General features: G+C 54.7%; 21 protein-coding genes and 2 tRNA genes. 11 read left to right on the top strand and 12 right to left on the bottom strand.

The window, feature by feature from the left end; all coding sequences use genetic code 11:
• Positions 1 to 57: 57 nt before the first annotated feature.
• The 4 genes from KIN_RS02505 to KIN_RS02490 are packed head-to-tail and all read right to left on the bottom strand — an operon-like array spanning position 58 to position 4,007.
• Positions 58 to 1,503 (bottom strand): carnitine 3-dehydrogenase, encoded by a 1,446-nt coding sequence (locus KIN_RS02505; RefSeq protein WP_159804372.1) that lies wholly within the window; start codon positions 1,501 to 1,503, stop codon positions 58 to 60.
• Positions 1,500 to 2,027: a lipocalin family protein gene (locus KIN_RS02500; protein ID WP_159804371.1), complete on the bottom strand. Its 528-nt coding sequence runs from the start codon at positions 2,025 to 2,027 to the stop codon at positions 1,500 to 1,502. Before KIN_RS02500 ends, KIN_RS02505 begins: the two co-directional genes overlap by 4 nt.
• On the bottom strand, positions 2,024 to 2,932 hold the full coding sequence (gene bcoG, locus KIN_RS02495) for a 3-dehydrocarnitine:acetyl-CoA trimethylamine transferase BcoG (RefSeq protein WP_159804370.1): 909 nt from the start codon (positions 2,930 to 2,932) through the stop codon (positions 2,024 to 2,026). Before bcoG ends, KIN_RS02500 begins: the two co-directional genes overlap by 4 nt.
• A gap of 31 nt (positions 2,933 to 2,963) precedes the next feature.
• On the bottom strand, positions 2,964 to 4,007 hold the full coding sequence (locus KIN_RS02490; RefSeq protein ID WP_159804369.1) for an aldo/keto reductase: 1,044 nt from the start codon (positions 4,005 to 4,007) through the stop codon (positions 2,964 to 2,966).
• 166 nt (positions 4,008 to 4,173) lie between these two features.
• Here KIN_RS02490 and KIN_RS02485 point away from each other — a divergent pair, with 166 nt between their 5' ends.
• The 4 genes from KIN_RS02485 (at position 4,174) to KIN_RS02470 (ending at position 7,923) form a co-directional block, all read left to right on the top strand.
• Entirely contained in the window at positions 4,174 to 5,397 is a 1,224-nt protein-coding gene (locus KIN_RS02485; protein WP_159804368.1) for an MFS transporter, read from the top strand.
• A gap of 75 nt (positions 5,398 to 5,472) precedes the next feature.
• The gene (gene metG / locus KIN_RS02480; protein ID WP_159804367.1) at positions 5,473 to 7,191 is read left to right on the top strand and encodes a methionine--tRNA ligase; all 1,719 of its coding nucleotides are present in this window, start codon (positions 5,473 to 5,475) and stop codon (positions 7,189 to 7,191) included.
• A 47-nt stretch (positions 7,192 to 7,238) separates the two neighbouring features.
• Complete coding sequence (locus KIN_RS02475) at positions 7,239 to 7,796, top strand: tetratricopeptide repeat protein (RefSeq protein ID WP_159804366.1); 558 nt, start codon at positions 7,239 to 7,241, stop codon at positions 7,794 to 7,796.
• 41 nt (positions 7,797 to 7,837) lie between these two features.
• Positions 7,838 to 7,923, top strand: a tRNA-Leu gene (locus tag KIN_RS02470).
• 84 nt (positions 7,924 to 8,007) lie between these two features.
• On the opposite strand, the gene KIN_RS02465 is transcribed toward KIN_RS02470, so the two are convergent.
• The gene (locus tag KIN_RS02465; protein WP_021099617.1) at positions 8,008 to 8,322 is read right to left on the bottom strand and encodes a DUF6280 family protein; all 315 of its coding nucleotides are present in this window, start codon (positions 8,320 to 8,322) and stop codon (positions 8,008 to 8,010) included.
• Between the two features lie 215 nt (positions 8,323 to 8,537).
• On the opposite strand from KIN_RS02465, the gene efp reads away from it, so the two are divergent.
• A complete protein-coding gene (gene efp / locus KIN_RS02460; protein ID WP_159804365.1) occupies positions 8,538 to 9,101 on the top strand; it encodes an elongation factor P in 564 nt (187 codons plus the stop codon).
• Here efp and KIN_RS02455 read toward each other — a convergent pair whose 3' ends face one another.
• The 3 genes from KIN_RS02455 to KIN_RS02445 all read right to left on the bottom strand — a co-directional run bounded on the left by KIN_RS02455 (position 9,102) and on the right by KIN_RS02445 (position 10,867).
• The gene (locus KIN_RS02455; protein WP_159804364.1) at positions 9,102 to 9,488 is read right to left on the bottom strand and encodes a GFA family protein; all 387 of its coding nucleotides are present in this window, start codon (positions 9,486 to 9,488) and stop codon (positions 9,102 to 9,104) included. It abuts the gene before it with no gap.
• Positions 9,485 to 10,225 (bottom strand): rhomboid family intramembrane serine protease, encoded by a 741-nt coding sequence (locus KIN_RS02450; protein ID WP_159804363.1) that lies wholly within the window; start codon positions 10,223 to 10,225, stop codon positions 9,485 to 9,487. Before KIN_RS02450 ends, KIN_RS02455 begins: the two co-directional genes overlap by 4 nt.
• Positions 10,226 to 10,291: 66 nt before the next feature.
• Positions 10,292 to 10,867, bottom strand: a complete 576-nt coding sequence (locus KIN_RS02445) for a cobalamin biosynthesis protein CobQ (RefSeq protein WP_159804362.1) — start codon at positions 10,865 to 10,867, stop codon at positions 10,292 to 10,294.
• A 57-nt stretch (positions 10,868 to 10,924) separates the two neighbouring features.
• Here KIN_RS02445 and KIN_RS02440 point away from each other — a divergent pair, with 57 nt between their 5' ends.
• Positions 10,925 to 12,382, top strand: a complete 1,458-nt coding sequence (locus tag KIN_RS02440; protein ID WP_159804361.1) for a cobyric acid synthase — start codon at positions 10,925 to 10,927, stop codon at positions 12,380 to 12,382.
• 1 nt (position 12,383) lies between these two features.
• Here KIN_RS02440 and KIN_RS02435 read toward each other — a convergent pair whose 3' ends face one another.
• From KIN_RS02435 to KIN_RS02425, 3 genes are all read right to left on the bottom strand, one after another.
• Complete coding sequence (locus tag KIN_RS02435) at positions 12,384 to 13,283, bottom strand: hypothetical protein (protein ID WP_159804360.1); 900 nt, start codon at positions 13,281 to 13,283, stop codon at positions 12,384 to 12,386.
• A gap of 69 nt (positions 13,284 to 13,352) precedes the next feature.
• Complete coding sequence (locus KIN_RS02430; RefSeq protein WP_159804359.1) at positions 13,353 to 14,732, bottom strand: TolC family outer membrane protein; 1,380 nt, start codon at positions 14,730 to 14,732, stop codon at positions 13,353 to 13,355.
• Between the two features lie 25 nt (positions 14,733 to 14,757).
• Positions 14,758 to 15,411, bottom strand: a complete 654-nt coding sequence (locus KIN_RS02425; RefSeq protein WP_159804358.1) for a protein-L-isoaspartate O-methyltransferase family protein — start codon at positions 15,409 to 15,411, stop codon at positions 14,758 to 14,760.
• Positions 15,412 to 15,542: 131 nt separating this feature from the next.
• Here KIN_RS02425 and KIN_RS02420 point away from each other — a divergent pair.
• The 5 genes from KIN_RS02420 (at position 15,543) to KIN_RS02400 (ending at position 21,815) form a co-directional block, all read left to right on the top strand.
• Positions 15,543 to 15,616, top strand: a tRNA-Cys gene (locus KIN_RS02420).
• 1,014 nt (positions 15,617 to 16,630) lie between these two features.
• On the top strand, positions 16,631 to 17,638 hold the full coding sequence (locus KIN_RS02415) for a tyrosine-type recombinase/integrase (RefSeq protein ID WP_159804357.1): 1,008 nt from the start codon (positions 16,631 to 16,633) through the stop codon (positions 17,636 to 17,638).
• A gap of 210 nt (positions 17,639 to 17,848) precedes the next feature.
• A complete protein-coding gene (locus tag KIN_RS02410; RefSeq protein ID WP_159804356.1) occupies positions 17,849 to 18,835 on the top strand; it encodes a PDDEXK family nuclease in 987 nt (328 codons plus the stop codon).
• A gap of 189 nt (positions 18,836 to 19,024) precedes the next feature.
• Positions 19,025 to 20,791, top strand: coding sequence for a retron Ec67 family RNA-directed DNA polymerase/endonuclease (locus KIN_RS02405; RefSeq protein ID WP_159804355.1), 1,767 nt, complete (start codon positions 19,025 to 19,027; stop codon positions 20,789 to 20,791).
• A 703-nt stretch (positions 20,792 to 21,494) separates the two neighbouring features.
• Positions 21,495 to 21,815 (top strand): hypothetical protein, encoded by a 321-nt coding sequence (locus KIN_RS02400; protein WP_243144793.1) that lies wholly within the window; start codon positions 21,495 to 21,497, stop codon positions 21,813 to 21,815.
• Here the strand turns inward: KIN_RS02400 and KIN_RS02395 are convergent.
• Entirely contained in the window at positions 21,812 to 23,323 is a 1,512-nt protein-coding gene (locus tag KIN_RS02395; RefSeq protein WP_159804353.1) for a malonate--CoA ligase, read from the bottom strand. The two genes, KIN_RS02400 and KIN_RS02395, sit on opposite strands and share 4 nt — an antisense overlap.

The raw sequence follows: 23,323 nt of genomic DNA, 5'->3' as shown, positions 1-23,323 counted from the left end.
AGAGGCTAATCACAAAGCCACCGCCTGACAAGACAGCATTCGGGTCTGACTAAAAATTCACCGTTTCCCGATGGCAGCGCCGATTCCGTCCGGGTGTCCGTAGGCGCCATGACCTTCCGCTATCTGCGCAAGCGTTTCCGCAATCTTCGGAGCCGGTGGGCTTGCTTTCCGGGTCTGCAGACTGACGTGGATCAGCATGTGTTCACCTGTGGCCAGCAGGCGATCACCTGACCTCATCTGGTGAAAAAGGTGCATGGTCTTGCCAGCGCCACCCAGGCAGTGGGTGGTGACTGAAATTTCCTGCCCCGCATGGACTTCGTTCAGGTGACGGATATGGGTCTCAGCGGTGAAATAGCTGCCGCCCGAAGCGATGTAGGCGGCGTCGCAGCCGATCAGTTCCATGAACCGATCCGCTGCATCCCCAAAGGCCTGCAGATAGCGCGCTTCGTTCATGTGACCGTTGTAGTCAGTCCAGTCGAGCGGGACGGTGCGCTGGACTGTCACAAACGGACGAGTCATATCCTTAATCGGTTTGATCCGCGCGTTGTCTTGAGCGTTCAACAGCTTGCCTGCCGCGCTGTCCTGCGATTTCAACGCCCTAAGGATCGCGACGAGGTTTCGGTCGCGCAACCGTTCAAAATCACGAATGCTGTGGCCGCCAGATTGCGCGTCGGATTGCATGGCGATCTTCTCGGTCAGATCCGGCGTGAGGTCAGGGACATCCATCAGTTTCGTCCAGGGCCATTTCAAAGCGGGACCGAACTGAGCGATGAAATGCGCCATCCCGGCTTCCCCGCCCGCGATCCGGTAGGTCTCAAACAGCCCCATCTGCGCCCATCTCAATCCAAACCCGTAGCGAATGGCGTCGTCGATCTCTGCGGTCGTCGCGATTTCGTCGCTGACGAGCCAAAGCGCCTCGCGCCAGACAGCTTCAAGCAGGCGATCTGCAATATGCGCATCGATCTCTGCGCGAACGTGCAGCGGATGCATCCCTATGGATGTCAAAACCGATTTGGCCACCTCAATACTTTTGTCGGAGGTTTGGTCTGAGGGCACCAATTCCACCAATGGCAGCAGGTAAACCGGGTTGAACGGATGAGCGACCAAAATCTGTTCGGGCTGTGACGTACAGTTCTGCAGTTCGGACGGTTTGAACCCGGAGGTGGACGAGCCAATGATTGCGTCTGGCGCACAGGCTGACTGAATGCGCTGATACGTCTTGTGTTTGAGCTCCAGCCTTTCCGGAACACTTTCCTGTATCCAATCAGCGCCAGTGACTGCGTCAGAAATTGTCTCATGAAAACTGAGCGCGCCCTCTGCAGGCAGTGCAACGTCCGACAGGCTTGGCAATGCGCGGCGGGCATTTTCGAGAACTGCTGCCAACTTTCGCTCCGCATCGGGATCAGGATCAAAAACCCGGACATCCCAGCCCATCAACAGAAATCGTGCGGCCCACCCGCCGCCTATCACGCCACCGCCGATGATCGCTGCGGTTTGCCTCATCTCGGTTGGCCCGAAAGCTGCGACAGATCGTAGCCGTACCAGTCCAAGATGTCCCGCGCGGCTTTCAGCCTGTCCGGGGAGGTCTCTTGCCCGCGATCCATCACCCATCCATGTCGGCCCGAAGGCGTTCCGATAACCGCCGTGCGGTAGTCGGTATCAACCCAAAGAACCCAGAATGCGCGCGCGTTTCGCGATGCAAGCCGGTTTTCCTCAAACCGCCCGGACGCCGCGCGGTTGAGCGCAAACTCCATCCCCCGCCCGGTCTCGGCGCCGATGATCAAGCCATATTCTGCGCCCGACTGGCCCGTCCGAAGTGGAAGCAAGCGGACTTTATCGCCCACGGCGCCTATTTCACTGCTCTCAAAGGCTTCAACCACGACCCAGTCGCCGGTCAACCGCGTGATATCCACTTCAGCAATAGACGCAATTGGTGCCGCAGGGTCGCGAAGGATCTGATCCGATGGAGGACTACAGGCCGCAAGGGCAACACACGCAGCAATCAAGCGCAGATATAGCCCTCTCATCTGGCGGACTGCTTCGTCAGCTTCAGGTTGTCCCGAACCTCTGCCGGGCTAAGAACACGTGCGCCGAGACGTTCAACAATATCGACCGCACGCTCCACCAGTTGAGCGTTGGTCGCCAGTACACCTCGATCCAACATCAGGTTATCTTCGAGCCCAACCCTCACATTGCCCCCGGCCAAGACGGCCGCCGCCACATATGGCATCTGTTGGCGCCCTAGACCAAACGCAGAGAAGGTCCAGCGGTCCGGCACATTGTTGGCTAGCGCCAGAAACGTATTCAGATCGTCCGGCGCACCCCACGGCACCCCCATGCAGAACTGAACCAGCGCCGGATCGGAAAGTACGCCTTCCGACACCAGTTGCTTGGCGAACCAGAGGTGACCTGTATCAAACACCTCGATCTCGGGTGTGACCCCCAACTCGACCATGCGTCGCCCCATATCGCGCAACATTCCCGGCGTGTTGGTGAGCACATAATCGTTCTCGGCAAAGTTCATCGTACCGCAATCAAGCGTGCAAATCTCAGGCAGACACTCCGCCACATGGGCGAGACGTTCCTCTGTGCTGACCAGATCGGTCTGGCTGTCCAAGGGCAAAGGTTTGTGCGCTGGTCCAAAATACACGTCCCCCCCCATCCCGCAGGTCAGGTTCAAAACGACGTCGGTGTCACTGTCGCGGATGCGGTTCGTGACCTCACGGTAGTATTCGAGTTTGCGTGACGGCGCCCCGCTCTCAGGATCCCGAACATGACAGTGCACAATCGCCGCGCCAGCTTTTGCCGCTTCTATAGCGCTGTCTGCGATATCTTTTGGTGACCGGGGGACATGAGGGCTCTTGTCTTGGGTTTGAGCAGAGCCCGTGACGGCGCAGGTGATAAAGACCTCACGGTTCATATTCATCGGCATCGTTGTCCCCCCTCTTTGACTCGTATCTGCGTTAGTATGGCATCGGGTGCGCCTTGTGGGCAGCGTCGATCTCATCCAGAATCTCTTGGTTCAGCACCAGATCCTTGCCCGCCAAAATGTTCTCAAGCTGCGGCATCGTCGTCGCACCAAAAATCGGGAATGCCGCGAACGGCCGCTGGCAACACCATGCCAAGGACATCTGAACCGGATCTAGCCCGTGCTTTTCCGCTATATCCAGATATGCCTGCGTCGCATTCAGGACCCGATCAGAAGCCCTGCCGCCGACCGTTTCGTTGATCGATTTTCGGGATCCTTCCGGCACGGCACCGCCCTGGTATTTCCCGGAAAGGTAGCCTGCTGCGAGCGGCGAGAAGGCCAGAAGCGCGACATCTTCATTAACCGAAAGTTCTGCCAGATCGGTATCGTAGAGCCGACAGAGCAAGGAATACTCGTTTTGGATCGACTGAACCCGCGGCGCGTCCATTTTCTCTGCCATTTCGAGCCATTTCGTCGTTCCCCATGCGCTTTCATTGCTGAGTCCGAAGTGCCGGATGCGCCCGGCATCCACCTGACGCTGCAACTCGCCCAACACATCTTCCATATGGGCAATCGTCGAAGCCCGATCCTGACCGGATGGATCATAGGTCCAGTTTTGCCGGAACATGTAGCTGCCCCGATTGGGCCAGTGCAATTGGTAGAGATCGATCACATCCGTCTGCAGCCGCTTCAGGGAGCCTTCGACAGCCACCTTGATCGTCTCGGAACTGATCGGCGCGCCGTCGCGAATATTCTTGTTTCCTGCACCGCTGACCTTTGTCGCGATCACAACATCATCGCGGCGCCCTGTCTTGGCAAGCCACGTGCCAATAATTTCCTCCGTCCGCCCCGCGCCTTCCGCTGTCATCGGATTGACGGGATAGGTTTCAGCCGTATCGAGAAAGTTGATGCCAGCGTCCAGACATGCATCAATCTGGGCATGTCCCCCGGCTTCGTCGGTTTGTGTGCCCCATGTCATCGAGCCAAGGCACAATTGAGAGACGGTCAAATCCGTCCGGCCCAGTTTCATCATTTTCATCGTAGGTCCCTCACGTCCGGCATTTCGAGCGAGAGTATTCCCCGCGGCCTCAACGGCAACCCGAAAATGTTGCTGCGCACCGGAAACGACATGGAGATGGCGAAAATCAACTGGCTCAGGGTGCGGAGTCTGCAATGGTGCCGGTATCCAATCCAAGGCCAATCCCATGCGCTTGCTGATATCTTTTGCTGCCCTCTTTCTGTCAGTCGTCCTGTTGCAGCTGAGTTCCGGCGGCGTTGGTCCGTTGGATGCCCTGTCGGGTCTCGCCCTTGGATTTACGACTGCTGAGGTTGGGCTTTTAGGGTCAGCGCATTTCCTGGGCTTCTTCATCGGCTGCTGGTGGGCGCCCCGTCTGATGGGGTCCATCGGCCATTCCCGTGCATTTGCCGCGTTCACCGCGACAGGGGCCATCGGTTTGCTGGCCCACATGCTGGTGATCGATCCGCTGGCCTGGGCCGGTATGCGCATCGCGTCGGGTATGTGCATCGCCGGATGCTACACAGTCGTCGAAAGTTGGCTGCAGGCCAAGGTCACAAACGAGACCCGAGGGCGCGCCATGGGAAGCTACAGGGTCGTGGACATGGGGGCGTCGCTTGTGGCGCAACTGATGATCGGATTTCTGGAACCGGCAAGCTATGTCTCCTACAACCTGCTGGCCCTCTTTTGCTGCGCCTCGCTTTTGCCGCTGGTGCTGACACGTGTGTCGCAACCAGCAACGCCAAGCGCACCGCGCCTGAGGCCTGCCATCTCTATAGCCAAGTCGCCGCTCGCCACCGCCGGAGTTGTCGTCGCCGGGCTGACAAGTGCCGCCTTCCGAATGGTAGGCCCCATCTACGGCCAAGAGGTAGGTTTGAGGCCAGACCAGATCGGTTATTTTCTCGCAGCTTTCGTGCTGGGTGGGGCGCTGGCCCAATATCCCGCGGGATGGCTTGCGGATAAATACGACCGCCGTTGGGTGTTGATCTGGATGTCCGTGGCCGCAATGGTTTCGTGCGGCACAACGGTTCTTCTGGCGGGCTCAGGTACCACGGCCCTGATGTTGACGGCAGGGTTTTTTGGTCTGACGACCTTCCCGATTTATTCTGTCGCCGCCGCCCACGCTCATGACTTCGCTACATCCGAAGAACGGGTCGAGTTGTCGGCCGCGCTCATGTTCTTCTTCGCTCTGGGTGCAATTGCCTCGCCCCTGCTCGCATCACAACTGATTGCGCTTTACGGCCCTGATGCATTGTTCCTGATGATCTCGGTCGGTCATGCCATTCTGGTTGCCTTTGGACTGACGCGGATGCGCGCACGGAAAACTGTTCCGGAGCGGACCCCCTACGTTTACGCCCCCCGCACGTCCTTCCTGATCGGACGTCTGTTGCGGCGTCAAAGGGACCATCGCTAGCGCTCTGAAAAGCACCACTGGTCGCAGCGGCCCCCTTGGGCTAAAGGTGCCGCCACACGAACAAGGCGCATAGACATGGCACGTATCCTGATCACCTCGGCAATTCCGTACATCAACGGGATCAAGCACTTGGGCAATCTCGTAGGCTCTCAACTGCCTGCGGATCTATTTGCCCGCTATCACCGGGCGCGGGGCGACGAGGTCATGTTCATCTGCGCCACAGATGAACATGGCACACCGGCGGAATTGGCCGCTGCCAAAGCGGGCAAGCCCATCGCGGAATTCTGCGCGGAAATGCACGGAGTTCAGGCAGACATCGCGGATCAGTTCGGCTTGTCATTCGATCATTTCGGTCGCTCCTCCAGCCCGCAGAACCGCGCGCTCACCCAGCATTTTGCAGGCCGTCTCGCTGATGCCGGTTTGATCGAAGAGGTCAACGAGAAGCAGGTCTATTCCAATGCAGATGGTCGCTTCTTGCCGGACCGCTACATCGAAGGCACCTGCCCGAATTGCGGCTACGACAAAGCCCGCGGCGATCAATGCGAAAACTGCACCAAGCAGCTTGATCCAACCGATTTGATCGATCCGCGCAGCGCAATCAGCGGCTCCAGCGATCTGGAAGTGCGGGAAACCAAGCATCTCTATCTCAGGCAGTCCAAGCTGAAGGACGAGCTGGACACCTGGATCAACTCCAAGAGCGATTGGCCAATCCTGACCACCTCGATCGCCAAAAAATGGCTGCACGACGGTGACGGATTGCAGGACCGGGGCATTACCCGCGATCTTGACTGGGGGGTTCCCGTCAAGAGGGGCAATGCAGACTGGCCCGGCATGGAAGGCAAAGTCTTCTACGTCTGGTTCGATGCGCCGATTGAGTACATTGCGGCCACGAAGGAATGGGCCGACGCCAAGGGTCTCGATGATGAGGCGTGGCAGCGATGGTGGCGTACGGACAAAGGCGCCGAGGACGTGCGCTATCTTCAGTTTATGGGCAAGGACAACGTGCCGTTTCATACGCTGAGTTTCCCGGCCACCATTCTTGGGTCCGGCGAACCCTGGAAGCTGGTGGATTACATCAAGTCGTTCAACTATCTGAACTACGATGGCGGGCAGTTCTCGACCTCTCAAGGGCGCGGTATCTTTATGGATCAGGCGTTGGACATCCTGCCAGCGGACTATTGGCGCTGGTGGCTGCTGAGCCACGCGCCTGAGAATTCTGACAGCGAGTTCACGTGGGAGAACTTTCAAACCTCGGTGAACAAAGATCTGGCCGATGTCCTCGGCAACTTTGTCAGCCGCGTCACGAAATTCTGCCGTTCCAAGTTCGGGGAGGTCGTGCCCGAGGGCGGCACTTATGGCCCGGCCGAAACTGCGCTGATCGACACATTGACCCAAGGACTGAAGACCTACCAAGACTGCATGGACCGTATGGAGGTGCGTAAGGCATCGACGGCGCTACGGGCAATCTGGGTGGCGGGGAATGAATACTTGCAGGCCGCCGCACCTTGGGCGGTCTTCAAGGAAGATCCAGACACCGCCGCCGCGCAAATCCGGTTGTCGCTGAACCTGATCCGCTTCTACGCCGTCCTGTCCGCGCCCTTCATCCCGACCGCATCTGCAAAAATGTTGTCAGCCATAAATACACTGGACATGGAATGGCCAACCGACGTTGCAGCCGCTTTGGAGGCCTTGCCCGCAGGACATGAGTTCGCCGTGCCCGATGTGCTGTTTGCGAAAATCAGTGACGAGGATCGCGAAACATGGCAGGCGCGCTTTTCCGGGGTCCGCGATTGACCGGCTTGTGACTTGACCTGACGGTCCGTGCCGTCAGGATCACTTGTATGATGAGAGTAGTATTTCTCGTGCTGGTGGCTTTGCCAGCTCTCGCCGAGTGTCCGCCACTGCCAGACCGCAGCGCGCGCCATATAGAGTTGATGGAGCTGGTGGCGTCCGCGCCAGATGAGGACACGGCCCGCAATCTGAGCAATGAGATGTGGGAGATCTGGACCACCGCGCCAAACGAAACCGCTCAGGAAATCCTGCGCCGCGGGATGGAGCGGCGCGCATCCTATAATTTCGCAGGCGCAATGGAAGACTTCGACACACTGATCGATTACTGCCCCCATTACGCCGAGGGCTATAATCAGCGCGCATTTGTCCATTTTATTCGGCAGGATTATCCGGCCTCTTTGACAGATCTCGAACGCGCTCTGGAACTAACGCCCGATCATATTGGTGCTTTGTCTGGACGCGCGCTTGCGCTGCTGCAACTGGGCCGGAAGGAGGAAGGGCAGATCGCGCTGCGCGAAGCGTTGATACGGAACCCGTGGTTGCCCGAACGCCATCGATTACAACCGTTGGAAAAAACCGCGCCAGACATCCGTGAAACCGATCTCTGACCTTTCGCCCATCTTTTCGCCGCGATATGCTGACCGTCAGCGCCCGCGTGGTGGAATGGTAGACACATGGGACTTAAAATCCCTGGGCCGAAAGGCCGTGCCGGTTCAAGTCCGGCCGCGGGTACCACCAATCGCTTACCTTTGAAAACTACACGCTCAAAAAGAAAAACGCGCCCGGGCGGACGCGCTTTTCTTTGGTCTATAAGTTGACTTAAGCGGCTTCGGCTTGGCTCCGACGTTCGCTTTCTTCGCGAGACAGCGCAACCGACGTGCGGACACCGTTCCCCACAAACGCCATCAGGCCAGATACGACACGCTCGTTCGGATCGATTCCCGCACAGCTCAGCACCTCACGGCCGTCACGAGAGCGTGCCCATCGTGCGATCTGTTCAGGACCATTTCCATACTTCTTGTCGTCAGCAATAGCATCGTCCAGCGCGGCCAAAACAACTGCGGCGAAAAGCTTTCGCGCGCGTTGACCCTGTTCAAAGTTGAATGCGTTGCCATCAACGAAATCAGCAGCCATTTCGTATCCTTTGTTTTTGCTCTTGTGTATTCGGCATGGCGTCCTGTCTGACACATAACTTCCGATTCGTCATTGCATTATCGGAATGCCACCCATGCACCATTTGCATAGCTTTCGCCTTTTGTTTACCGCATTTAGTCGTCTTGATGCGGCGACGAGTGCCATATATAGGATGCGGCACCTTTCATTCAACCTTTCGTCAAGGAAATGCCACAATGCCGAAAATCAACGGTAATGAGATCAAACCAGGCAATGTTTTGGAGCATAACGGCGGACTTTGGGCCGCTGTGAAGGTAGATCATGTAAAACCCGGCAAAGGTGGTGCATTTGCGCAAGTAGAACTCAAGAACCTGCGCAATGGTTCCAAGCTGAACGAACGCTTTCGCTCAGCAGATAAGGTCGAACGCGTCCGTCTTGAACAGAAAGACCAACAATTTCTGTATGAATCTGACGGAATGCTGACGTTCATGGATACGGAAAACTATGAGCAGATCGAACTTCCGGCTGACATTCTCGGTGACCGGCGGCCATTCTTGCAGGATGGCATGATCGCGGTGATTGAGTATTATGAGAGCGAGGCGCTTAACGCGACGTTGCCTCAGAAGGTCACCTGCAAAGTGGTTGAGACCGAGCCTGTGGTGAAAGGCCAGACGGCCGCCAACAGCTTTAAGCCTGCGGTTCTCGATAATGGCGTGAAGGTCATGGTTCCCCCGTTCGTCGGCCAAGATGAAGACATCATCGTGAACACTGAGACGATGGAATACGCCGAGCGCGCGTGATCACTTCGGGTCGTTTGGATGGCGCACGCCATCGACCCAAAGCGCGTCCCCGGCCGACCGGGGGTCAGCACCCACTATACAGCCGACATTGACACCCATCTCCGACGGGTTTGACCGACGCTGATGATGTGTGTGGGTCCCGCAGATGCCGCAGAAATAATGCCGCGCCGTCTTCGTGCCAAATTGGTAAAGCTTCAGCGTATCCTGCCCACGTATTACCTCAAGCGCATCCACGTCTGACGACAGGGCGGCGGGCTTTACGCGGCGACACAGGCTGCAATCGCACCGGCGCGCGTCTGACCAATCGTCTTTCATGGTGAAGGTAATCTCAACCGCACCACAGTGACAGCTGGCTGTCTGCCGCGTACCTGCACCAGAACCGCTCATCTTCGACGCGTCACCTTGGGCAAGTTTGATGAGGTGTATTGCGCCTCTGGATGTGGTGGATGTCCGTCCGTCTGCTGCCAGTACATCGGCCCGCCAAGTCTCAACCAGACGGGGATCATAAGAAGAAGTCCAACGATGAACCCGCCTGCATGGGCCCAGTGAGCAACGCCGCCCCCACTCCCATCGACGACGACGCCTTGCACAACTTGCAGAAGAAACCAAAGCCCCAGCATCAGCCATGCGGGCACAGGGATGATCTTGAAGACAATCACGATGATCAGCAGGATATCGACCTTGGCCTTGGGATATAGCAAAAGGTATCCCCCCATCACCCCGGCGATGGCACCCGATGCGCCCACCGTCGGCACGACCGAGCCCGGATCGGACAGAAGCTGGAAGACATCTGCGCCGAGCCCGCTCAGCAGATAAAAGCCCAGAAAAGTCACATGGCCCAACTGCTCTTCGAGATTGTCTCCGAAAATCCAGAGAAAGAGCATGTTGCCAAGCAAATGCATGATGCCGCCATGCAGAAACATAGACGTCACCAGCGTGTAGTACTCTTCGCCATTGCTCACCTCGACGGGCCGCATGGCCCATTGATCGAAGAACATGTTGATTTCACGCGGATCATCGAAGAGTGGCCAATAACTGATGAACACGACGACGTTCACCAGGATCAACGCATATGTGACCCAGGGCGTCTTTTCGGAGGGGTTGTGATCGCGAATTGGAAACATGGTCGGACGCTGCCGGATGCACCGGCAATGGTCAAGCGCCGCCAAGGCCGCACGGCATTTCGACGCTTAGCCGTCGAACACCAACAACCAGAAAAAGACGGGTGCGATCTGAAAACAAGCAGCCAGAAGAAGGAGCCCGCGTGCAATCGCCGAGCGGAAGCGGCGCCAAAGCAATCCTAACAGAAGCAAGCTCACGGCAATTTCGATGGGTCCAATGATGTCGCCGTAATGTGCGCGGTCCCAATAGCTGACCGGACTTTCAAAAACCCAAGTGCTCACGGGCCAAAAGTGCATCCGGCCATCATCATGATGAAGCGGGAAATCCAGCGCGAGATGAAGCAGCCCGGCCCCCGCGAACGCGATACCTGCTGACCGTCTGAAATAGAGTGCCAATGCAAGAAGCGCGCCCCAGACAAAGAAAGAGTTGTCTACGGCAAATACAGATTGCCACGCATCGGAATAGTAAAGCTCCCGAAAGACCACCTCGGGCGGCGTACCCAAGACCCGCAGATGCCAACCCGCCATCGCATAAAGGGATGCGTCCGGAGCAAAGGCGCCCAGGATTGCCGCACAGTTGATCTTCCAGTCATTCGGGCGGGCAAAAGCCGCGGCACCAAATATCAGATGCGCGGGGGTGTTCATTGGCGCTTTACTTCCCTTCAAATTCGTCTCAGGTCAGCCTGCGGGAGGATGGTTTAAATGACCAGAGCAATCATGATTCAAGGCGCCGGTTCCAATGTCGGCAAATCAATGATTGTCGCTGGGCTCTGTCGCCTGCTGACCCGACGTGGCATGAGCGTCAGACCATTCAAACCTCAGAATATGTCCAACAATGCTGCGGTAACCGTGGATGGTGGTGAGATTGGACGCGCGCAGGCTTTGCAGGCACGGGCCTGTGGCGTTGCGGCCCACACGGATATGAACCCGATCCTTCTGAAGCCCGAGACAGATATAGGGGCACAGGTTATCGTACAGGGCAAACGTGTCGCGACGCTGAAGGCCCGGGACTATGCTAAGGCCAAACCACAGTTGCTGGTGCCAGCAGTCGAGAGCTTCCACCGGTTGGCGGGGGAAGCAGAGATTATCGTTCTAGAAGGCGCGGGAAGCCCCGCTGAGATCAACCTCAGGGCGGGCGACATTGCGAATATGGGCTTTGCCGAAGCGGCGGGTGTGCCAGTCGTTTTGGTTGGCGATATCGATCGTGGTGGCGTGATCGCTCAGATGGTGGGGACATCCGCAATTTTGCCACCGTCAGATCGTGATCGGATCAAGGGATTTCTTATCAACAAGTTTCGCGGGGATGTTTCGCTCTTTGACGACGGCATGACCGCAATTTCTGACCATACCGGATGGACTGCGCTCGGCGTGTTGCCATGGTTTCCCGATGCGTGGCGCCTCCCGGCAGAGGATGTGATGGACATCACCTCGTCCAAGGGCGGCCCTCTGAAAATCGCGGTCCCGCGTCTGCCGCGTATTTCGAACTTTGACGACTTGGATCCATTGTCTGCCGAACCGGGCGTTACCGTCGAGATTATCGAGCCGGGGCGCGCCCTGCCCGGTGATGCCGCGCTAGTCATCCTTCCAGGCTCCAAATCGACAATCGGCGACTTGGCCGCGTTTCGCGCAGAAGGATGGGACACCGACCTCTTTGCACATGTACGCCGCGGCGGGCATGTTCTGGGACTGTGTGGCGGGTATCAGATGCTTGGCCGGATCGTCAGCGATCCAGACGGCATCGAAGGTGTAAAAGGTGCTGTTCCCGGGCTTGGCCTGTTAGACGTGACAACGGAAATGTCTCACGACAAGACACTTCACCGCGTCACTGGCAAGGCACTGACAAAGGACCTGCCTGTCAGCGGTTACGAGATCCACCTCGGCGAAACGACGGGGCCCGACTGCGGCCGCGCGTGGCTTGAGATTGAAGGTCGCGGCGCTGGTGCTGCGTCCGTCAATGGTCGGATCAGGGGATGCTATGTCCACGGCATCTTTGCACAAGATGCGTTCAGAGCAGACTACCTATCGCAGCTCGGTGGCGGATCTGATGTGCCATCCTATGAGGACAGTGTGGAGCGCACATTAGATCACCTCGCCGATCATCTCGCGGCGCATCTGAATATCGAAAGACTGTTGGGTCTCACCGAAAAGGTCGACCTCTGATCTACTCGAACTCGTGGGTCATGATAGCGCGGTGAATTTCACGGCGCACAAGCTTGCGCACATTGCGGGTGATCCGTTCGCCCAGAACGCCACTCAGCTCTTCCCGAACGATCTCAGCCACCATATCGCGCAGCATTTCTTCGTCTATGGAAGGTGCTTCCACGTCGGACAGCGCCTGCGTATCGACCACTGCCGCGCGCACGCGGTCCGTGATATCTGCATCGCTCCACATATCGTTTGCGGGCATCGCAGTTGGTTCAGTAACTTGCATTTGCTCAATCATATCGTCGGCCTCCGCGTTCAGGATACCTTCAACTTGGGCAACGGTATGGTCGAGCTTAGGCGGTTCTGCGCCTTCCTTGGCAAAGCGTGCCAAATAACGCGTCATCGGATCGTCTTTCGCACTCAGCGCGTTCATTTCTGCAGGCTCTGGCTCAAACTCTGTCGCCTTCGCCTCGGCGAAGCCAGCCGCTTGAGCCACGAGGGACGATTTTTTCGGTGTTTGTATGCCACGTCTGAGGCTGCGGCTCTTGGTACGACCGTAGTAGTCGGTTTTCTTGGGCGGTCTGATCCCCTCGTCCTGCGGCTTTGCAGGTTCAGGTGTCGTATCCGGGAGCTTGATATCGGCAGGCGTGTTGATCTTCTCGCCGTCCAAGGCCATGCGCAAGTTAGACAGGGTCGGCGCGGTTGCAGAAATCTTGCCGTCGGTTTCGGATGTCGACTTCGCAATGGGTTCATCAACGCGAAACTCTGGAATGAGAACGAGAGCCTCGGACTTTGCGCCCTGCTGCGCCTCGGCAGCTTTGGCCGCCCGTGCCGGACCGGTATTCGCCACAAGGCGACGAATGGAAGACATGACGTCTTCAACTTCAACACTGTGCACCGGATTGGCCATACCCATACCTCTACTCTTTTAGCGAAAGAATAGACAAACCTTATTCAACACACAACATATCGTTGCTGATGAGGGTTAATTGTCGTAGCGCTTCAAGATACGGTTCAGGTTCCGTCCTTGCGGCGAGACCGGAACCGGCGCGTTTTTCACCGCATTGTAATACTCAGACGGGTCATACCGCTCTACCGCCAGGTCCAGATCGTCAACGGTCAGAACGCCCATTGATGCTAGCAACTGGTACCCCGCAATAAAGACCGTCGTTTCAGCGACAACCAGATTTGTCCGCGCGTCCTGAAGGTCTTGTTCCGCATCCAAAACATCCAAAGTCGTCCGTGCGCCGAGTGTCGCTTCCTCGCGGACGCCCTCAAAGGCGACCTCGGCGGCCCGGATTTGTTGTTGGCTCGAAACCACTTGAGCCCGCGATACGACAAGATTTGTCCAAGCGTCCGAAATGCCCTGTTGTACCAAAAGAACCTGTTGGTTCAGGTTCGCCCGGGATGCATGCACCACAGCATTGGCGCGGCGTACCAAAGCGCGAAGTTGGCCGCCCTGATAGATCGGAACATTCATTGTCAGCCCGATACTGCTATTGTTGTCTATCCGCTCGCTGTGACCCGCTTGCGCCTGCAGCGTGATACGAGGACGAATGTTGGCCTCGGCCCGTGCGGCGTTCAATTCATTGGCACGGATTTCACGCTGCGCCTGATCGATATTGGGGTTTTCACGCTGCCCGACCGCGATTGCGCTGCTCTCGCTGTTCGGCAACGGGTAGATGAAACGACCTGGCTCCAGAACGCCGGGCCGACGTCCGACCGTCACACGATAAAGCTCACGGGAGATTTCCAGGTCACCCTGCGCAGCCGCCAATTCGCCTCGGGACTCCGCCAAGCGCGCCTCAGCTTGCGACACATCCGTGCGGGTCACTTCGCCCACTTCGAACCGATCTTGCGCGGCTCGCAACTCTTGTGTGATCAGCCGCACATTATTCTGCCGCAAGTCAACGACGCGTTGATCGCGAAGCACATTCAGATAGGCCTGCACCGCATCGAATAAAACCTGCTGCTCTAGCGCGACAAGCTGCGCGCGGACCGCCAGAACTGTTTCCTTTGCCGCTTCAACGCCCAGACGTGTGGATCCCGCATCAAAAATCAGCAGATCAAGTCCGATGCTGATTGTCGAGGTAAGATCCCCGCCCGGCAGGTTAGACGCCTGATCGCTCTGAGTAATCGTCGACGTGCCGTTGATTTGAGGGCGCAGGGCGGACAGCGCAACCGCTACGTTTTCATCCTCAGACCGAAGCAAAGCGCGGTTTTGCTCAAGAAGATTGGAGTTTTCGTATGCAGCCGCCAGCGCAGAGCGAATGCTTTCTGCTGACACTGGCGCTGCAAGTGCCGCAATGCACAACGCCGACGCAAAGGCGGCCCGAGCGCCGTATATGGTTCGTTTCGTGATCATGCGTCGCGCCTCTGCTCAAATATCTCTACAACGAAAAGCTGGGTTTCTTCTCGAAACCGGCCAAGATCGGGGCACCGGCATTAAATGCCATCCGCCATGTGACCCACCCATCGACTTTATATCCGATACGGCATTCGCCAAGCGCGCCATCCACGAAAAGTGCGCCAATCCGGCCGCCGTCTTTGAGTTGGTCAATCAGAGCATCAGGCACCTGCTCGACACCTCCCTGAATTGTAATGACATCATAAGGGCCGTGCTGGGCCGCACCTTCGGCCAGCGTGCCAGCCATCACCGCTACATTGTCCGCACCTTGTTCAGAAAGGGCTGTCTCAGCTTCGGACAAAAGCGTTTCGTCTTCTTCCACGGCTACGACAGCCTGAGCAAGACGGGCCAGCACAGCGCTTGAATACCCAAGCCCGCATCCAAGATCGAGCACCAAGTCATCCTGCTGAATATCCAATGCATCCAGCATCTTCGCCAGCGTGCGGGGCTCTAGCAAAAAACGCCCGCGCCCTAGGTCGACATCCTCACCAGCGTAAGCCACAGCGCGCTTTGCATTCGGCACAAAAGCCTCCCGGCGTACGGTGAGCATTGCGTCGATGATCGGGAACTTGGTAACATCGGACGGTCGGACCTGAGTGTCGACCATCATTGTGCGGCTGGCCGCGAAATCCATCATACTAAACTCTTTAGTCTAGTTTCCATCCAAATCGTTTTGGCACAGAAACTTCTGCACGACAACGGACAACTCGAACGACTTTGGCTTGTGCGCATAAATGCCATAGTCTAAGAGACATCCGCGGAGGCTTCGGCGAGTTGGCGGAGTGGTGACGCAGCGGATTGCAAATCCGTGTACACCGGTTCGATTCCGGTACTCGCCTCCATTACTTTTCAATGACTTAGCTGATTTTAGGCGAAGCAACGCGTCGCCGTCTAAACAAATGTCTAAACATTCTGTTTTTGTTCTGTTCTGTTTTTGACACCACAAACCCTGAAAAAACACCCCCCCTGACGAGTGTCAGAGGCCGATTTCGCGACAGATTTGAAATCAGCTCCCCAGAGATGAAGCGGCGGGTTATCCTACAGATGCCCAAACGGTTGGCATCTGTGCAACGGTCACGAAAATCGAAGGCATCGCAACGCACAGGAACCTAAATTTCATTGTTTTCCGATGGCGCCATTCGCAAGGAAGCCTCCAGCTTCCGGCGGTGAACAACACTAGCCCCCGCCCCCGGAGACGCAAGGATCGGAGGGGGTGGGTGGCGTGACATTCCTCCCCTCACTATCTTGTTGGGATATGCAGTTAGTGACACCAAACCGATTAAGTGCACCATAGATCAGGCTCCCCATGACTTCGCCCACTCATAGGGCTCTCCAACCATCATTACCCAGATGTTCGGAAACGCTTCGAAACATAAAGTCGGATGGTTTGCATGAAGTAATGAACTTCATTCATCGCCAGTGATGCGCAAACCCGGCTCAGAAAGTGCCGACCGCGGAATCAATGCGTTTCCAATTTCAACCTAAACATTGCTTGGCTGCCCCATCGATACAGGCTAAGCTATTGATATTATATGCTTACACCGACCTTCTGTCGCTAAATCAAACCTTAATCGGCCATCAACGCCGCAAAGACCAACAGAAAACCTTCAAAACACAACATGTAGTTGTTGATACCAAGTACAAACACTATATATGGTACTCATATCGCTCGCAGATATGAAGGGTATCGACGGCAATGTCGGCAACAACGATAGAACAGAGGGCACTCCGCTTGTTGAACACGCTTGAAAGCGCGGGAAAATCTGTTTCCCGAGTGGTTGTTGAAGGCCGAAGGATCGAAATCGAACTTGCGGGTTCGTGCGATGGCGACGAATTTGACGGGATAGATATGTGTCATGGCAAAGCGTGAGCTTCCCAAACACGTCTATCGCCAGCGCAATGGAATTTACTTCCAGCGCCGAGGCTGGCCTTCACAAAAATTCCAAAGCGAATTCGGGACACCTGAGTTCTGGAGCGAATACGCAGGCATTCTCACTCAGAAGGACAAGCCCAGACGTGTGGTCTCACGCAATTTCAACGCCCTGATAGACGACTACCGGAAGTCACCACGCTACAAAAACTTGAAGCCCCGTACGGGCCTCGACTACGACAAACATCTGGATTTCTTCCGCCGGATTATGGGCGAAGCAAACCCTGCCAAGATGCAGCGCAAAGACGTTATACGGATGCGGGATGCAAATGCTGGCAAAGCCTATTTCGCAAATTACTCGCTCCGCGTTCTGCGAATTCTTATGGAACACTGCGTCGATCTTGGCTGGCGCGACAACAACCCTGCACGCGGCGTGCCAGAGTTGAAAACGCAAAAGCGCGAGCGTGATCCGTGGCCGCGCGAATTGATCGAGGCTTACCGGGCAACGTGTGATCTCGGCACGCGCGAACGGCTCGTGATGGAACTGTGCGTCTGCACCGGACAAAGGATCGGGGACGTTCTCAACATGCGCTGGTCAAACATCGAAGACGGCGCGGTCTGGGTACGACAAAGCAAAACGTCAAAGGAACTTTGGGTTCCTATTCTACCTGAGCTACAGACCGCCCTAGACGCCGCCAGCCGCAATTCTGTTTTCATCCTGACAAACGAATACGGATCGAACCGTTGGTCCTACAGGGGCGCCTCAGCGGCCGTCAGGAAAGTCAGAGAGCGTATCGGCGCGTTGGAGTATGACATCCACAGTTGGCGCTACAACGCGGCCTGTGAGCTTCTTGAGGCGGGTTGTGGCGACGACCTTATAGCCTCAGTCACTGGACAGAGTCCGGCCATGGTCCAGCACTACACGAAAAAAGTGCGCCAGCGCATCAGAGCCCAGAGGGCGCAACAGATGCGCACAGATCAAAGCCGAGGATAGGGCAAAGACAAATGGTCCCATGATCTGTTACGCAGTCACACCTGCCGCAGAGTTTGGCCCTATCATTCGCTTCATGCGTCAAACACTAGGCACATCGATGGCGAACGGGCTTTCGCGGCGAATATGATTTGGTTATCGTCTCGAGCTAAAGCAGACATTGTGCTTCGCTACTTCCCTTTTTGCCAATTCACTTCATTAAAGAAAGCAAAAATGAAATTCAAAGACCGCAACCTTAGAAATCTGGCTGAAGCCGTGATAGGGGATGCACCACATTTTCCGTATAGATCAAGCAGCTATATCACGCGGTTCTTCGAGGAGTGCGACATGGACTACGTTCATGACGGTTCAACCCGCTGGGCATGGACGTCAGACGTAATGGCTCAGCTCTTGGCTGAACCGACGCCAGGTCCAAACGTTCTGCCCGAAAGATTTGTACATGTTTTACGAGTTCTAATGCACAAATCCGATGCAGAAGATGATGACCCCGAACGCGCGCTTGCACTCGGATACTTGAATAAACCGCTCTCTAGAGAGGGGTATGAGGGCTACTACGGTGAAGACGGGCACTTCTATGTCAGACACATTGGAACAAAAACAATTTCACAAGCGGCCAATCCTCATTATCCGTTTACACCCAAACAAATAGAGCGACGTAAAGCCCTAAATGCTTACCTTAGTAAGTGTTCGGAAGACGAGCTGATCGAAGAGGTACTACTGCCGCTGTTCAGGCAGCTGGGGTTTCACCGAATTCAAGCAGCCGGCCACAAAGATAAAGCCCTAGAATACGGAAAAGACTTATGGATGCGCTACGTGTTGCCAACGCGACATGTTCTCTACTTCGGGATTCAAGCGAAGAAGGGAAAGCTGGATGCGGCAGGCATGAGCAAGGGCAGTAACAGAAACATCTCAGAAATACATCAACAGTCTTTGATGATGTTGGGGCACGAGATTTTCGACCCTGAGACTAGCAAGAAAGCTCTAGTTGATCATGCATTCATCGTAGCGGGTGGGGAAATCACCAAGCAAGCCAAGAACTGGTTGGGTCAAAGACTGGACGCTACAAAGCGAAGCCAGCTCATGTTCATGGATAGAGAGGACTTACTCAATCTATTCACAGCGACAAATCTGCCACTGCCAACAGGGGCGCTTCCCGACCCGCCCTCCGCTGAGGCGTATGGCGATGAAATACCATTCTAGTCATGTCTTGCCCAATCTCACCTGTTGAGTTGCGCATAGAAACAGTTATCATAGCGAAAGATCCGCAAGCAGATCCTTCCATCATGTATTGTGATGGCTATACAGAAGGTCAGTGGGCTTTCCCCTTATGTATCCTTACATTCCGGTTAATTACCGTGTAGACGAAAGAGTGCTTGCGGATCACTTCACATGAAAAAAATTTACCATCATGGTCTTGCCGAATTGCGGCGATGTTCAGACCTTTCAGACGTTGCTCATCTACTTGGTGTCGAACCCAAATTTTTGTCAAAGTCGATTTATAAGACCGCCGATGTGAACAAATACCAGGCTTTTGAAATTAAGAAAAAGAACGGTGCAGACAGGAAAATTCTAGCTCCCAATCCAGACTTAAAGTTCATGCAATCTCGTCTGAGCAGGCTACTGTATCAATGCTACCTTGATATTTTTGGCACTCCAAAGAATCCGATGAGAGTTTTGTCTCATGGGTTTCAAAAGAAACGTGATCTGTCGATCTACACCAATGCATGTCGACACACTTCTCGACGGTTTGTCTTTAATGCTGATCTCGAAGATTTCTTTCCGAGTTTCAATTTTGGCCGGGTCAGGGGATTCTTCTTAAAACACAATAAGTTTGAGCTTGGAGAGAAGGCAGCGACCGCAATTTCGCAGTTGGCCTGCTTTCAAAACTCGTTACCTCAAGGGGCGCCATCTTCACCAATAATCTCAGAGTTTCTGGCACAACCTCTAGATGTCGCACTTCAGAAGTTGGCCAAAGAGCACAGGTGCACCTACTCGAGATACGTTGATGATATTTCTTTCTCTACAAATCTGCGCCAGTTTCCAAGTAAGATAGCCTTTCCATTTCCTATCCCTGAGAAATGGATCGTTGGGCCCAGCTTAGAGCGCGAGATCACTCGTTGTGGTTTCAAAGTCAACACTTCTAAAACCCGCATGCAGGGTCGCACTCATTGGCAGTCTGTAACCAACCTTACAGTCAATGAAGGGGTTAATATCAAGAAGCACTACTACAAGGGTGCAAGATACTGTGCTTACGCGATGATGACTAAAGGCGAAGCTCACGCCAGCAACAAACTAAACATTAAATATGATGCGCTTTCTTCCGACCAGGTTTGGGGGAAACTAAGGCACATTTGCGATATCAAAGATCGGTCTAACACCATCCAACCTCTTCGAAACTACACTAGTTCAAATCCAGCACCACATTATTTGCGGCTTTCCGGTGACTACTTTCACTACCATCGTATCCATATTTCGCCGAAGCCATTGATCATTAGCGAAGGAAAAACCGACTACACGTATCTAAAGGAGGCTATACTCTGGCACAAAAGTAACGCACGGGTGGCCACGAACCTTGTAGATATCTCAAGATTTCCAACAAAAGGGAAAAAGGCAAATGGAGACCACTGGGGCGTTGATTTTGTAAAGCACTCAAAATCTGCGGACCGCTTCCTTGATGTAAGCGGAGGTGGAGGAAACTTAGTTAAGTTTTGCAAACTTCACATTGAGAGAACAAAAAAATTTCACGCCGTTGAGGGGCAGAAGCCTGTGATTGTTATCGTTGACAATGACAAACAAAGCGAAGGTATGTGGACTTTTATAAAACGTGAGACCAACTCTTTAGCCAAGGTTGATGGCTCAAAGACCTACTACAAGGTTTCAAGTAATCTTTATGTTGTTCCGATCCCGAAGCCCGCAGGTTTGGTTGAGGATGTTTACATCGAGATGCTTTTTCCTGACGAATGGTTAAAGTATGAGCTTGATGGAAGGAAACCGAAGCTAAGACAAAAAAAGGGCGAAAAGCTACAGCCAAGTGAATATGGAAAAGGCGAGTTCGCGAGTAAGGTTATCCGCGCCAATCGAGGTAAAGTCGATTGCAGCGAATTCTATCCATTGCTTCAGACATTGTGTGACATCGCTGATGGCACTGCGACGTAGATATATCATAGGATGACGTCCGCTTTGGTGAAACTTCAGCACGGCGTTGGTCATTTAACAAAAGGTCCGGATTGGGCCGAGAGCTTTCATCTGTGAAAAACAGTCGTATGCCCCTTCTGTCTTGCAGCAGCTTTTCAGTGTTTCTTTCTCGCGTCGTTCAGCTTCAAATTGGAATACCTACCACCAGAAAATTTCGACCAATCAAGTGCCAACGCTATTCGAATCATTTCGGCGCTGAGATCACGACCGTTTGGAAGGAAGTAAATTGTAACCATCCTATCACATCATCGGGCTATTTTTAGGTGGGTTTCCAAGTGAAATCGTTAATATTTAGATGCAATATTAGCCTTACCTCAATTGACTTTTTGAGGCCCAAAAAAACTTCTAAATCGGCAAAAATAACGTCTAAACATTCACGATCTGTTCCGCCGATTTTCACTCGTTATCTAAACATTTTTATCAATAAATTCAGATAGATGCTAAGTCTTGCAAATCCGTGTACACCGGTTCGATTCCGGTACTCGCCTCCATTACTTTTCAGTAGTTTAATGGAATTTAAGAAATGCGGCACATCGCCGTCTATACTTCTGTTTTTGTCCTGCTCTTTCTTAAGCCACTCCGACCCTGAGGCGACACCATTCCAAACAAGATGTCCGAGACCGCTTGAGTATCTCCAGAACAGATCCATTTTCAGTGAATGCCAATGACTATCCACACCTCTACGGACCGGGCTGACATCGAAATGCGCTGGCTGGAGTTGACAAAAATCACCCTACCGGAAGTTGCGGGCGGGCGGGACTGGCCCATAAAGTTCGACCACTGTTTTCAGAGGGTTCTCTTGGACAATGCGTGCGACGGAGTTTGGTACGACCATATTGAGGGTCGCCCCGCTTACAAATGGGCATCCGACGCCACACTGGTACGGGCCATAAAGCTGGGACAAGCGGTGCTGGTCGGATCAGAAGATCTGGTTGACCTCAATAACAAGAGCTTGGATTGGCGTGGAAAAAAGAGAAATCCCTAAGAGAACGCTTCGCGATACTTGTCGCGCAAAACATTCTTCTGGACCTTGCCCATCGTGTTGCGGGGCAACGCATCCACGACGATCAACTGCTTTGGCTGTTTGAATCGTGCCAGATTACCAGCGATTGCCGATGTAATTGCATCAATGTCGGGATCGTCTTCTCCGGACGGGACGACGACACCGATCACAGCCTCGCCAAAATCTGCGTGGGGCACACCGATGACAGCGCTCTCGGCTATGCCGTCCTGGGCATCGAGAACAACCTCAACTTCCTTGGGGTAAATATTGTACCCGCCTGAAATAATAAGATCCTTGTTGCGCCCAACAATATGGACATAACCGTCTTCATCAATCTGCCCGAGATCGCCAGTGATGAAAAATCCGTCGGACCGCAGTTCTTCTTTGGTCTTCTCAGGCATATTCCAATAGCCCTTGAATACATTGGGCCCCCGCACCTCGATCTGTCCCACCTGACCCCCAGGCAAGTCTTGGCCCGTTAGCGGATCGGTGACTTTCAGTTCGACTCCTGGCAAGGGGAAGCCAACTGTGCCTGGACGCCGCTCCCCCGCGTAGGGATTCGAGGTGTTCATGTTCGTTTCCGTCATTCCGTAGCGTTCCAAAATCGCGTGACCGGTACGGGACTTGAATTGCCTGTGGGTCTCGCTGAGAAGCGGAGCGCTTCCCGAAATAAAGAGGCGCATTGATCGTGCCTGATCCTGCGTCAGCCGCTCAGAGCCTAGAAGTCGGGTATAGAACGTCGGCACGCCCATCATAACGGTCGCGTCGGGCATGTGATCCAGCATCAAATCTGCATCAAATTTCGGAAAGAACACCATGCGTGCGGCCGAATTCAGGATCAGGTTTGTCGCAACAAAAAGCCCGTGCGTGTGGAAAATTGGCAACGCATGAAGCAAGATATCATCTGATGAAAACCGCCAGATCTCGTGCAGCGTTTCCGTGTTCGAAAGAAGATTTCCTTGCGTTAGCATGGCTCCTTTCGAGCGCCCGGTTGTCCCGGATGTATAGAGAAATGCGGCCAAGTCATCGAGTTTGCGCTCTGCTGTCACGAAATTCACCGGTTGCGTATCAGCGGCGTCTGCAAAACTTCCTCTGCCTTCAGCATCGAGAGTCATAAGTGCCGCACCATTCGTGTCTGCGACGGGCTTGAGATCGTCAGCTGCAGCAGGGTCGCACAAAACCAATTTCGCGCCGCTATCTTTGACGAAATACGCAACTTCGCTGGCCGTATAGGCCGTGTTGAGGGGCAAGAAAATTACACCTGATTGTACACATGCGCCGTACACCGCGAGCGCTTCCGCAGACTTTGCCACCTGAATGGCCAAACGGTCGCCTTCGGTCAAACCAGCTTCGGCAATGACATTCGCAAACCGTGCACACATCTCGAGGAACGCGGCATAGGTGAGGTCATCCAGCCCCGGCCGGATCAGGAATATCCGGTCGGACCCCGCATGTTTCGCGAAAAGAGTGTCAAAAAGTGGATTGCTCAC

This window comes from Litoreibacter roseus, from assembly GCF_009811795.1.
GTDB classification, from domain to species: domain Bacteria; phylum Pseudomonadota; class Alphaproteobacteria; order Rhodobacterales; family Rhodobacteraceae; genus Litoreibacter; species Litoreibacter roseus.
Note: the sequence above shows the minus strand (reverse complement) of the source record. Positions and strands in the feature narration are given on the sequence as shown.

Excerpts from the sequence above, each read along its gene's own strand:
- KIN_RS02505 (WP_159804372.1), bottom strand. The coding sequence starts at position 1,503 with ATGAGGCAAACCGCAGCGATCATCGGCGGTGGCGTGATAGGCGGCGGG.
- KIN_RS02500 (WP_159804371.1), bottom strand. The coding sequence starts at position 2,027 with ATGAGAGGGCTATATCTGCGCTTGATTGCTGCGTGTGTTGCCCTTGCG.
- bcoG (WP_159804370.1), bottom strand. The coding sequence starts at position 2,932 with ATGCCGATGAATATGAACCGTGAGGTCTTTATCACCTGCGCCGTCACG.
- KIN_RS02490 (WP_159804369.1), bottom strand. The coding sequence starts at position 4,007 with ATGAAAATGATGAAACTGGGCCGGACGGATTTGACCGTCTCTCAATTG.
- KIN_RS02485 (WP_159804368.1), top strand. The coding sequence starts at position 4,174 with ATGCGCTTGCTGATATCTTTTGCTGCCCTCTTTCTGTCAGTCGTCCTG.
- metG (WP_159804367.1), top strand. The coding sequence starts at position 5,473 with ATGGCACGTATCCTGATCACCTCGGCAATTCCGTACATCAACGGGATC.
- KIN_RS02475 (WP_159804366.1), top strand. The coding sequence starts at position 7,239 with ATGATGAGAGTAGTATTTCTCGTGCTGGTGGCTTTGCCAGCTCTCGCC.
- KIN_RS02465 (WP_021099617.1), bottom strand. The coding sequence starts at position 8,322 with ATGGCTGCTGATTTCGTTGATGGCAACGCATTCAACTTTGAACAGGGT.
- efp (WP_159804365.1), top strand. The coding sequence starts at position 8,538 with ATGCCGAAAATCAACGGTAATGAGATCAAACCAGGCAATGTTTTGGAG.
- KIN_RS02455 (WP_159804364.1), bottom strand. The coding sequence starts at position 9,488 with ATGAGCGGTTCTGGTGCAGGTACGCGGCAGACAGCCAGCTGTCACTGT.
- KIN_RS02450 (WP_159804363.1), bottom strand. The coding sequence starts at position 10,225 with ATGTTTCCAATTCGCGATCACAACCCCTCCGAAAAGACGCCCTGGGTC.
- KIN_RS02445 (WP_159804362.1), bottom strand. The coding sequence starts at position 10,867 with ATGAACACCCCCGCGCATCTGATATTTGGTGCCGCGGCTTTTGCCCGC.
- KIN_RS02440 (WP_159804361.1), top strand. The coding sequence starts at position 10,925 with ATGACCAGAGCAATCATGATTCAAGGCGCCGGTTCCAATGTCGGCAAA.
- KIN_RS02435 (WP_159804360.1), bottom strand. The coding sequence starts at position 13,283 with ATGGGTATGGCCAATCCGGTGCACAGTGTTGAAGTTGAAGACGTCATG.
- KIN_RS02430 (WP_159804359.1), bottom strand. The coding sequence starts at position 14,732 with ATGATCACGAAACGAACCATATACGGCGCTCGGGCCGCCTTTGCGTCG.
- KIN_RS02425 (WP_159804358.1), bottom strand. The coding sequence starts at position 15,411 with ATGATGGATTTCGCGGCCAGCCGCACAATGATGGTCGACACTCAGGTC.
- KIN_RS02415 (WP_159804357.1), top strand. The coding sequence starts at position 16,631 with ATGGCAAAGCGTGAGCTTCCCAAACACGTCTATCGCCAGCGCAATGGA.
- KIN_RS02410 (WP_159804356.1), top strand. The coding sequence starts at position 17,849 with ATGAAATTCAAAGACCGCAACCTTAGAAATCTGGCTGAAGCCGTGATA.
- KIN_RS02405 (WP_159804355.1), top strand. The coding sequence starts at position 19,025 with ATGAAAAAAATTTACCATCATGGTCTTGCCGAATTGCGGCGATGTTCA.
- KIN_RS02400 (WP_243144793.1), top strand. The coding sequence starts at position 21,495 with ATGACTATCCACACCTCTACGGACCGGGCTGACATCGAAATGCGCTGG.